General features: G+C 73.1%; 10 protein-coding genes. 7 read left to right on the plus strand and 3 right to left on the minus strand.

The features are described from left to right. Positions 1-124: 124 nt before the first annotated feature. The 3 genes from AB0G28_RS48525 to AB0G28_RS48535 are packed head-to-tail and all read right to left on the minus strand — an operon-like array spanning position 125 to position 3,344. Positions 125-532: a TIGR03668 family PPOX class F420-dependent oxidoreductase gene (locus AB0G28_RS48525; RefSeq protein ID WP_361106230.1), complete on the minus strand. Its 408-nt coding sequence runs from the start codon at positions 530-532 to the stop codon at positions 125-127. Further along, entirely contained in the window at positions 529-1,428 is a 900-nt protein-coding gene (locus AB0G28_RS48530; protein WP_361106233.1) for an LD-carboxypeptidase, read from the minus strand. Before AB0G28_RS48530 ends, AB0G28_RS48525 begins: the two co-directional genes overlap by 4 nt. Further along, positions 1,425-3,344, minus strand: a complete 1,920-nt coding sequence (locus AB0G28_RS48535; RefSeq protein ID WP_361106236.1) for a prolyl oligopeptidase family serine peptidase — start codon at positions 3,342-3,344, stop codon at positions 1,425-1,427. Before AB0G28_RS48535 ends, AB0G28_RS48530 begins: the two co-directional genes overlap by 4 nt. Before the next feature lie 78 nt (positions 3,345-3,422). Between AB0G28_RS48535 and AB0G28_RS48540 the strand changes: the two genes are divergently transcribed. The 7 genes from AB0G28_RS48540 to AB0G28_RS48570 all read left to right on the plus strand — a co-directional run bounded on the left by AB0G28_RS48540 (position 3,423) and on the right by AB0G28_RS48570 (position 8,961). Continuing rightward, the gene (locus AB0G28_RS48540; RefSeq protein WP_361106239.1) at positions 3,423-3,998 is read left to right on the plus strand and encodes a DUF3090 family protein; all 576 of its coding nucleotides are present in this window, start codon (positions 3,423-3,425) and stop codon (positions 3,996-3,998) included. A 2-nt stretch (positions 3,999-4,000) separates the two neighbouring features. Beyond that, on the plus strand, positions 4,001-4,798 hold the full coding sequence (locus tag AB0G28_RS48545) for an SCO1664 family protein (protein ID WP_361106242.1): 798 nt from the start codon (positions 4,001-4,003) through the stop codon (positions 4,796-4,798). After that, positions 4,783-5,670, plus strand: coding sequence for an aminoglycoside phosphotransferase family protein (locus AB0G28_RS48550; protein ID WP_361106244.1), 888 nt, complete (start codon positions 4,783-4,785; stop codon positions 5,668-5,670). Before AB0G28_RS48545 ends, AB0G28_RS48550 begins: the two co-directional genes overlap by 16 nt. A 51-nt stretch (positions 5,671-5,721) precedes the next feature. After that, positions 5,722-6,537, plus strand: a complete 816-nt coding sequence (locus AB0G28_RS48555; RefSeq protein WP_361106247.1) for a DUF3097 domain-containing protein — start codon at positions 5,722-5,724, stop codon at positions 6,535-6,537. A gap of 84 nt (positions 6,538-6,621) precedes the next feature. Continuing rightward, positions 6,622-7,056 carry an NfeD family protein gene (locus AB0G28_RS48560; protein ID WP_361106250.1) on the plus strand — a complete coding sequence of 145 codons (435 nt, stop codon included), beginning with the start codon at positions 6,622-6,624 and terminating at the stop codon, positions 7,054-7,056. After that, positions 7,053-7,541, plus strand: a complete 489-nt coding sequence (locus AB0G28_RS48565; protein ID WP_361106253.1) for an SPFH domain-containing protein — start codon at positions 7,053-7,055, stop codon at positions 7,539-7,541. The genes AB0G28_RS48560 and AB0G28_RS48565 overlap by 4 nt, the downstream gene beginning before the upstream one ends. A 16-nt stretch (positions 7,542-7,557) precedes the next feature. Then, positions 7,558-8,961: an SPFH domain-containing protein gene (locus AB0G28_RS48570; protein ID WP_361106256.1), complete on the plus strand. Its 1,404-nt coding sequence runs from the start codon at positions 7,558-7,560 to the stop codon at positions 8,959-8,961. Positions 8,962-9,041: the final 80 nt, after the last annotated feature.

The raw sequence follows: 9,041 nt of genomic DNA on the forward strand, positions 1-9,041 counted from the left end.
ATCCCCCCCCTTGGGGGGGGCGGGCGCCCCCCCCCCCCCCCCGCCACATTGGGTGCGTTGAGCGCACCCAACGCCACATTGGGGCGCATTGGCCCGAACGTCAAACAGCTTGCGACGCGTGACGCTAGGACCCGGTCCAGCCGCTCCACCGGTGCACGTCCGTGACCACCACGGCGTGCTCGGGCGGCCGCCGCGCGTACTGCTCGTACTTCGCGGCCAGCCACTCCACCGGCTCGTCGCGCTCGCCGTCCGGCAGCACCCGCGCGACACCGTCGGCGCGGACCCACCACAACCGCGACCAGTCCTCCGAGTAGCCGTCCGCGAGGAAACACACCGCCGGGTTCTCCGCGATGTTCCGCAACCGGCGCAACGCCGTGGTCGACTTCGGCTTGTGGTCCACCGCGAACACCACCGCGTCCCCGTGCACCGCGAACGTCACCGGCACCAGGTGCGGCACCCCGGAACCCGACACCGTCGCCAGCCGTGCGACCCGTGCCGCGGCGAACCGTTCCCGGGCCTCGTCCGGAGTCATGTCAGCGCGGGGGAGTCGAACGTCAACGTCCCGGCGTCCGCGTCCAAGGTCACCGGCACACCCAGCGGCACCGTCGGCGACGACGGCACGTGCCCGAACCCGAACTCCTCCAGGACCGGCACACCCAGCGGCGCCAGCCGGTCCACCATGAGCGCCCGCACCTGAGCCGGGTCGCCGCACGCCGCCCACGACCCCAGCACGATCCCGCGGACCCCGGCGAACCAGCCGGCCCGCAGCAGCTGCGTCAGCATCCGGTCCAGCCGGTAGACGTGCTCCGTCACGTCCTCCAGCAGCACCACCGCGTCCCGCGCCGAACCCTGCTCCGGCGTCCCGAGCCCCGCCGCCAGCAGCGACAGGTTCCCGCCGGTCAAGACACCCGAGGCCCGTCCCGGTACCAGCGCCGTCCCGCCCCGCAGCACCAGGTTCCGCTCCGGCTCGAACAGCGCACACCGCAGGTGCTCGACCGCGAAGTCGTCGAACAAGGACGTGGCCGGCAGCGGCGAGAACAAACTGGACAGTCCCAAGTGGACATCCACCGCCCGGTGCAACGCCGTCGCGTCCGAAGAACCGGCCAGCACCTTCGGGCCCGCCGCCCGCAACGCCGCCCAGTCCACCAGGTCCAGCATCCGCTGGACGCCGTACCCGCCCCGCGCCGCCATGACGCACCGCACCCCGGGGTCCAGCCACGCCTCGGTGAACTCCGCCGCCCGCGCGGCGTCCGGCGCCGACAGGTACCGGGGCGTCCCCGGCTCCGCCCGCACGCACGGCCCCACCCGCACTTCGACACCCCAGCCGCGCAGTACCGGCAGCGCCTTCTCCAGCAGCTCCGCCGGCACCGGCCCGGCCGGCGCCACCAGCGCCAGCGTGTCGCCCGCCCGCAACCGCGGCGGCCTCACCGCGACAGCTCCAGCCGCGCCACACCCGGCGTGTCGAACCCGAACACCTGGCCGTAGAACGACAACTCCGCCTCCAGCGCCGCCACGATCGTCTCCGCCCGCCGGAACCCGTGCTGCTCCCCGGCGAACCGCTGGTAGGCGTACGGAATCCCGCCCCCGGCCAGCTTCGCGACGAAGCGGTCCGCCTGCTCCGGCGGGCAGATCCGGTCCTCCAGCCCCTGCTGGAACAGCACCGGCCCGGCCAGCCCGCCGACGTTCGCCAGCGGCGAACGCTCCACGTACCGCCGGCGTGCCGAAGGCAGCGGCCCGACCAGCCCGTCCAGGTAGTGCGACTCGAAGTCGTGCGTTTCGCCCTCGGTGCCGGTCCACCCGGCCAGGTCCAGCACCGGGTACATCACCGTGCCCGCCCGGTAGGTCTTCGTCGTGGTCAGCGACGCCGCCGCGGTGAACCCGCCCGCGCTGCCGCCGCGGATCCCCAGCCGGTCGCCGTCGGCGAGCCCCGCGGCCACCAGCGCCTCGGCCACCGCGACGCAGTCGGCGACGTCCACCACGCCCCACTGCTCACGCAGCCGCTCCCGGTAGGCACGCCCGAACCCCGTCGAGCCGCCGTAGTTCACCGCCGCCACCGCGATGCCGCGGCTGGTGAAGTACGCGATATCCAGATCCAGGTGCGCGAAGTGCTGCCCGGTCGGGCCGCCGTGGACGTCGACCAGCAGCGGCGGCCGCTCGCCCTCGGGCGCCGCGAAGTCCGGGTTCCGCGGCGGGTACAGCACCACCGGCACGGTCTCGCCGTCCGCCGTGCTGAACACCCGCTCTTGCGGCACCGGCAGGTAGGCCGAGGGCAGCTCCGGCTGCGGCGTCAGGTCCGTCACCGCCCCGTCGGGGGAAACGCGCACGACAGCGGCCTCCCGCGCCGGGCCGCCTGCCACGCCCACGACCGACTCGCCGAGCGCCGCGAACCCCGTCGAAGCCCACGCGGTCAGGTCTTCGGCCAGCGGCGTCACCGACCCGTCCGCCTCGTCGAGCACGGCCAGCCGGCCCGACGCCAGCACCGCGTGCCGCCCGCCGCCGAGGGGCGCGAACCACCTCGACCCGGCCTTCCACAGCGGCCCGCCCAGCTCCCGCTCCACCGGCGCGACGTTCACCACCGACCCGTCCAGGCCGATCCGGTGCAGGTTCCACCAGCCGTCCGGGTCGAGCAGCGCCAGCAACGCCGACGACGTCTCCCACTCGACCTGGCACACCGCGACGTCCGCGCCGCCGGCCAGCACCCGGTGCAGCCCGAACGACCCGTCCCCGGCGACGGGCGCGACGCACAGCTCGGTGCCGTCCCACGGCATCGCGGGGTGGTCCCAGCCGAACCAGGCCGCGTGCCGCCCGTCCGGCGACAGCTTCGGCACGGTCAGGAACCGGTGGCTCGCGGCCAGCACCCGCTCCCCGCCGCCGGGAAGCGCGATCGCCACCAGCTCCCGCTCGACGTCGGAGGGACGCGGCCCGGTACTGCGCTCCCGCACCGCCCACACCTCACCGGGCCGCCCCGCCCGCAGGTCGCCGTAGCGGACCCCCTGCGGCTCGGGCGGCTCCGGGGTGAGCGGCACGACTCCGGTTTCGCTCTGCGCGTACACGCGCTGATCGGCCCAGTGCGTGAACACCACCACACCCTCGGCCACCGCCCACGGCCGCCCGCCGTACTCGTGCAGCCGGTTGCGGACGTTCCACGGCGCCCCCAGCACGTCCTCGGTCCCGCCGGGCACCGACCGCACCAGCGCGACCCGGCCCTGCTCACCGGGCCGCGCCTCGGCCCACCACACCTCTCCGGAGACGACGTCGAGCCACTGCGGGCCACCGCCGGCGGCGGCCACCTCGGCGGCGGTGATGGGCGAGGACCAGGTTCCGTACGGGGAGATCCGAGACACGCCCCGAGGCTAGCGGTCCCGCGAACCATGGGGCGGCGGATGCCGATCATGCGCCGGTGGCCTAGGGTCGACAGTGCTATGTCTCGCGTAATCCACGTCTTCCGCCAGCCGGATCGGTTCGTCGCCGGCACCGTCGGCGAGCCCGGCGATCGCACGTTCTACCTCCAGGCGTCCGAGGACGTGCGCACGATCAGCGTCACCATCGAAAAACAGCAGGTCGTCGTCCTCGCCGAGCGCCTCAGCTCCCTGCTCGAGGAAGTCGCCAGCCGCTTCGGCGCCGACGTGCCCGACGACGTCCCCGACGACCTCGTCGACGTCGACCCCCTCACCGTGCCGGTCGAGGAGGAGTTCCGCGTCGGCACCATGGGGCTGGGCTGGGACGCCGACAGCAGCGCGGTCGTCATCGAGCTGCTCGCCATCACCGAGGGCGAGGTCGACGAAACGGTCGTGCTCGACGACACCGAGGAAGGCCCGGACGCCGTCCGCGTCTTCCTCAGCCCGGCCGCCGCCCGCGCGTTCGCCGAGCGCGCCGACCGCGTCGTCAACGCCGGCCGCAAGCCGTGCCCGCTGTGCGGCGAGCCGCTCGACCCGACCGGGCACATCTGCCCCCGGCAGAACGGCTACCGGCGCGAAACCGACGCGGGCGAAGACTGACCATGACGACCACCCCGGCTGATCCCGCATCGCGCGAGCTGGTCACGCACGGCCGCATCGACGTCGAAGGGCGGCTGGTCGACGCCTCCAACGTCACGCTCTTCTGCGCCATCGAGCTCGACGGCGTCACCGGCCGGGTCGTCTACAAACCGGTGTCGGGGGAGCGGCCGCTGTGGGACTTCCCCGACGGCACCCTGGCCGGGCGCGAGGTCGCCACCGCGATCGTCGCCGACGCCACCGGCCTCGGCGCGATCCCGCCCACCGTGCTGCGCGACGGGCCGTTCGGCCCCGGCATGGTCCAGCTGTGGATCGAGACCACCGAAGACGACCTGGTGGAAGTCCTGCCACCCGACGACGTCCCCGACGGCTGGCGCCCGGTGCTGAACGCCCACGACCGGTTCGGCGAACCCGCGGTGCTGGCCCACGCCGACCACCCGGGGCTGCGCGACCTCGCCGTGCTCGACATCGTCGTCAACAACACCGACCGCAAGGGCGGGCACCTCCTGCCCGGCGTCGACGGCCGCGTCTACGGCGTCGACCACGGCATCTGCCTGCACACCGACCCGAAGCTGCGGACCGTCCTGTGGGGCTGGATCGGCGAGCCGGTGCCCCCGGACACCGTCGAGAAGCTCCGCAAACTGCGCTCGGAGCTCGACGGCGGCCTCGGCGAGACGCTGGCCGAGCACATCACCGGGTTCGAGATCCGGGCGCTCGCCGAACGCACCGACCTCCTGCTGTCCGAGGGCATCTTCCCCGCACCCGGCGACGATTGGCGCGCCATCCCGTGGCCCCTGTTCTGATCGACGACCCCGCCCGCGCCCGCCTGGTCGACCGCTTCGGCGCGGACCTGGCCGAACCCTGGTGCGACGCGCTCCCGGACCTGGTCGCCCGGCTGACCGCGAAGTGGGGCCTCGAAGTCCGCGAGGCCCGGCCCGGCAACACCGGCCGGACGCTGCTGTGCACCGGCCCCGGCGGCGACCTGCGGGTCCTCAAGCTGACCCCGGATCCCGAGGTCGCCCGGCTCGAGTTCACCGGGCTGAGCGCCTGGGCCGGGTGCTCCCGGGTCGTCCAGGTGCTCGACGCCGACCTCGACGCGAACGCGATCGTCCTCGAAGGCCTGGTCCCGGGCACCGAGCTGTCCGGTCGTGACGTGCCGTGGGCCCAGATCGGCGAGCTGCTCGACCAGCTGCACTCCGCCGAACCGACCGGAGTATCCCGGCGGCTGGCCGACGGAATCGAGTTCATCTTCACGCTGTCGGAGCGCCGCCGCCGCGAATCCCCGGCGGCCGAGCACCTGAGCGCCGAGGTCCTGGCGAAGGGCCGCGAGCGTGCTCTGGAACTGGCCGGCAGCGGGCCGGTCACGCTCATCCACGGCGACCTGCACCCGGCCAACGTCCTCGACGCGGGGCCCGAGCGGGGCGCGGTCGCCATCGACCCGCGGCCCGGTCTCGGCGACCCGGCCCTCGACGCCATCGACTTCGTGTTCGTCCCCATGGCGGCCGGCGGCACCATCGACGACGGCATCGCCGCCCTCGCCCCGCACGTCACGGACTTCGACGCCGAGCGCGTCCGCGCCTGGTGCGTCGCGATGGCGCCGCTCGTCGCGCTCCCGTCGTTGCGCCGCGGCGAGCGGACGCCGTTCACCGACGCGGTCCTGGAGTTGGCGCGCTGACCGGCGTGGCATGACCGCCCTGAGCGTCCGGGCGCACTACGTTCCCAGGTCGTGCGCTCCCACTCCTACGACGACGTGCTCGCCGGCCCCCGCCGCAAGAAGGTGCCGGAGGTCCCCGCCGAACCCGGCCTGGTCGTCGAGGACCCGGCCAGCGGCTACTGCGGCGCGGTGGTGAAGATCGAATACGGCAACGTCGTGCTCGAAGACGCCAAGGGCCGCCACCGCGTCTTCCCGCTCGCCCCCGCCGGGTTCCTCCTGGAGGGCAAGCCGGTGACGCTGGTCCCGTACCGCGCCCCGGCGAAGGCGCCGGCCCGGCAGGTCTCGGCGTCCGGGTCCGTCCGCGTCGAAGGCCTGAAGGCCCGCGTCGCCCGCGACTCGCGGATCTGGGTCGAAGGCAAGCACGACGCCGAGCTGGTCGAACGCGTCTGGGGGCACGACCTGCGGGTCGAAGGCGTCGTCGTCGAACCGCTCGACGGCGTCGACGTCCTCGCCGACCGGATCGCCGAGTTCGGCACCGGCCCCGGCCGCCGCCTCGGCGTCCTGGTCGACCACCTCGTCCCCGGCAGCAAGGAGTCCCGGCTCGTCGAGGCCATCCGCGACGACAACGTGCTGGTCACCGGGCACCCGTACATCGACGTCTGGGAAGCCGTGCGCCCCGGAGCCGTCGGGATCGAGGCCTGGCCGAAGATCCCCCGCGGCACCGAGTGGAAGCAGGGAATCTGCGACGCGCTCGGCTGGGGGCAACCTTTCGAAGGCTGGCAACGTGTCCTGAGCGGGGTGAGCAGTTTCCGCGACCTCGAGACCCCGCTCATCGGGGCCGTGGAGCGGCTCATCGACTTCGTCACCGAACCGGCGGAAGAGGGCTGAATGTCCGAATTGTCCAAGGTCACGCGAAGGTTACGTCCCGTCACGGCGCCGGTGCGAACCGGCGCGATCTGAGAGCATGAAGCCATGGCTTGGGCACTGGTCTGGTTGATCGTCGGCATCGCCCTGATGATCGCCGAAGTCGTCTCCGGCGACTTCGTGCTGATCATGCTGGGCGTCGCCGCGCTGTTCGGTGCCGGGGCCGACGTGCTCACCGGGAACCTGTTCATCGACGTCGCCGTGTTCGCCGTCGCCTCCGTCGGCATGCTGGTCCTCGTCCGGCCCGCGCTGAAGCGCCGCTTCCTCACCGGACCGACCCACCACACCGGCATCGAGGCGCTGATCGGCGCCCGCGCCGTCGCCCTGTCCACAGTGGACTCCGAGACCGGGCAGGTGAAGCTGGCCGGCGACGTCTGGTCGGCCCGCACCCTGGGCGAGCACCACCCGCCCATCCAGCCCGGAACCCCGGTCACGGTCGTCGAAATCTCCGGCGCCACCGCTGTCGTGTCGGCCGAACCGTGAGCCTCGGGCTGGTCGTCGTCGGCGAAGGCCACGCCGCGGTGATCGAACGCGGCGGTGCGTTCCGCACCGTGCTCGGCCCGGGCCGCCACTTCGTGCTCCCGTTCGCCGACCGGGTCCGCGCCCGCTTCGACCTCGGCGAGCAGGTCCTGTCGGCGCCGCCCCGGCCGGTCGAAGCCGGTGACGGGCGGGAGGTCCTCATCGGCTTCGAGGTCGTCTTCGCCGTCACCGACCCGCGCCTGGCCACCTACGAGATCGCGAACCCGGCGCTCGGGATCGAGCAGCTGGCCCGCACGGCGCTGCGGCAGGAGGCCGGCCTGACCACCGCCGAGCGCGCCGTCACCGCGCCGGGCGACCTGCACCGTACAGTGTGGACGGTCCTGCACGACACCACCGGCCGCTGGGGCATCACCACCAAGGAACTGCGGCTCGCGGTCAGCCCGCCCGCCGCACCCGGAACGCCGTCAACCGCGCAAGAATGGTACTAGGTAAGGGGAAATTCTCTTGACCGGATTTGTGATCGGCCTGGTCATAGCCTTGGCCTTGCTCGTGGTCATCACGATAGCCAAGGCGGTCATGGTGGTCCCGCAGGCGCAGTCGGCCGTGATCGAACGGCTCGGCCGGTTCCGCACGGTCGCCTCGCCCGGCCTCAACATCCTCGTGCCGTTCCTGGACAAGGTGCGCGCCCGGATCGACCTGCGCGAGCAGGTCGTCTCGTTCCCGCCGCAGCCGGTGATCACCGAAGACAACCTGACGGTGTCGATCGACACCGTCGTGTACTTCCAGGTCACCGACTCGCGTGCCGCGGTGTACGAGATCTCCAACTACATCGTCGGTGTCGAGCAGCTGACCACCACCACGCTGCGCAACGTGGTCGGCGGCATGAGCCTCGAGCAGACCCTGACCTCCCGCGACTCCATCAACAGCCAGCTGCGCGGCGTGCTCGACGAAGCCACCGGCCGCTGGGGCATCCGCGTCGCCCGCGTCGAGCTGAAGGCGATCGACCCGCCGCCGTCCATCCAGGACTCGATGGAGAAGCAGATGCGCGCCGACCGCGAGAAGCGCGCCATGATCCTCACCGCCGAAGGCCAGCGGGAATCGGCGATCAAGACCGCGGAAGGCCAGAAGCAGAGCCAGATCCTCGCCGCCGAAGGTGCCCGGCAGGCCACCATCCTCGCCGCCGAGGCCGAGCGGCAGTCCCGCATCCTGCGGGCCCAGGGTGAGCGGGCCGCGCGCTACCTGCAGGCCCAGGGCCAGGCGAAGGCGATCGAGAAGGTGTTCGCCGCGATCAAGGCCGGCCGCCCCACCCCCGAAGTGCTCGCGTACCAGTACCTGCAGACGCTGCCGCAGATGGCCCAGGGCGACGCGAACAAGGTCTGGATGATCCCCAGCGACTACGGCAAGGCCCTCGAAGGCTTCGCCCGCGCGCTCGGCGCCCCGGGCGACGACGGCGTGTTCCGGTACGAGCCGCCGAAGGACGACGTCCCCGACCGCCCCGACCTCGAAGACGAAGAGGTCTCCAGCTGGTTCGAAACCAAGAGCGACCCCAAGGTCGCCGAGGCCGTCGCGGCCGCGGAAGCGGTGGCGCGCAAGGAGGTCCCGGCGATCGGCGCCCCGTCGTCCCCGCCCGCGCGGCCGTCGATCCCGCGTCCGGCACAGCAGCAGCCGGAGCTTGAAGCCGACGATGACCGCAGTACGGAGGTCACCCCGGCCCCGCAGCAGCCGTCGACGCCGAAGAGCGGCCAGCCGCTGCCCCAGCCGCAGAACCCGGCCGGCCCGCCGCCGGGCGGTCAGTACCAGGGCCCGCCGCCGCAGGCTCCGCCGCCGGGACAGTTCGGTGGCGGGCAGCAGAACCCGGGCAGCGGGCCGTTCCCGCAGCAGCCCCCGTTCGGCGGCCCGCGCCGCTGACCCTCGTTTGTCCGTGAAGGCCTCCTTCCCGGCCTTAAAGGCCGGGAAGGAGGCCTTCACGGCTTTCACCCGGTGCGTGC

Source organism: Amycolatopsis sp. NPDC021455 (assembly GCF_040640995.1).
GTDB lineage: Bacteria > Actinomycetota > Actinomycetes > Mycobacteriales > Pseudonocardiaceae > Amycolatopsis.

What these genes read in the sequence shown, in the direction of transcription:
- AB0G28_RS48525 (WP_361106230.1), bottom strand. Translation starts at nt 532, where the DNA reads ATGACTCCGGACGAGGCCCGGGAACGGTTCGCCGCGGCACGGGTCGCA.
- AB0G28_RS48540 (WP_361106239.1), top strand. Translation starts at nt 3,423, where the DNA reads ATGTCTCGCGTAATCCACGTCTTCCGCCAGCCGGATCGGTTCGTCGCC.
- AB0G28_RS48545 (WP_361106242.1), top strand. Translation starts at nt 4,001, where the DNA reads ATGACGACCACCCCGGCTGATCCCGCATCGCGCGAGCTGGTCACGCAC.
- AB0G28_RS48560 (WP_361106250.1), top strand. Translation starts at nt 6,622, where the DNA reads ATGGCTTGGGCACTGGTCTGGTTGATCGTCGGCATCGCCCTGATGATC.